The organism is Oleiphilus sp. HI0117 (assembly GCF_001635235.1).
Map to the genome: position 1 here is coordinate 1 of NZ_LWGA01001189.1, position 691 is coordinate 691.

The window sequence follows — 691 nt, forward strand, 5'->3', positions numbered from 1 at the left end:
CTTTGCCGCCAATGAATTTGATGTAACTTTTTGAGACATCTAATCGGAATTTTCTTCACTAGTGCCAATGAGTCCGCATTTAAGACCCTGACAACTCAAATAGGGTGCGCCGTGCGCACCGATAAACCCCGCGACTCAAACAAACAGTAATGGGGGGGCGGCCAAAGCAATTTCCCTAACCTGTAGGCAGAGCCTTCCACGGCTCGCAAGCGGGCTAGCACGGGGCAGATTCATGCGAGGGGTTGAACCCTCTGCCTACTAAGACGAGGTATCAAACTCCGCTGGTGCGCACGGCACACCCTATTGATATCGAAGAGTCCGAACTTGGCATATTCGCACTTTATTCGTAGGTCGGGCTTCAGCCCGACGCGGTGCTTACAATACCTATTAACTACCTCATTGGCACCGATCTGTCGGGTTGAAACCCGACCTACAAGGTACGTACTAGGGGCCGAATTTGGCACTTTAACGACTAAGTAATGCGCAGGAGTCGTGCGCTTTAGTCGAACGCAGTGTTCTAATAGCTCAGCTCAAGCGCTGACTTTTACAATTAATATTTATCATTATTTATATCGAGCCAAAAACATATCAACGGTTTCGCGCACTAGTGCTTGTTTTTCAGGTTCAGATAAAACAGGCGCAATTTGAACAACTTGAGGCCAAAAGCAACTTCCCTTTATTAGGTTGTGAA

Annotated in this window: 1 protein-coding gene; it reads right to left on the bottom strand. The window is 47.8% G+C overall.

Going from position 1 to position 691, the window contains the following annotated elements:
- Nucleotides 1–563: 563 nt before the first annotated feature.
- The gene (locus A3757_RS28165) at nt 564–680 is read right to left on the bottom strand and encodes a TetR/AcrR family transcriptional regulator C-terminal domain-containing protein (RefSeq protein ID WP_369819586.1); all 117 of its coding nucleotides are present in this window, start codon (nt 678–680) and stop codon (nt 564–566) included.
- Nucleotides 681–691: the final 11 nt, after the last annotated feature.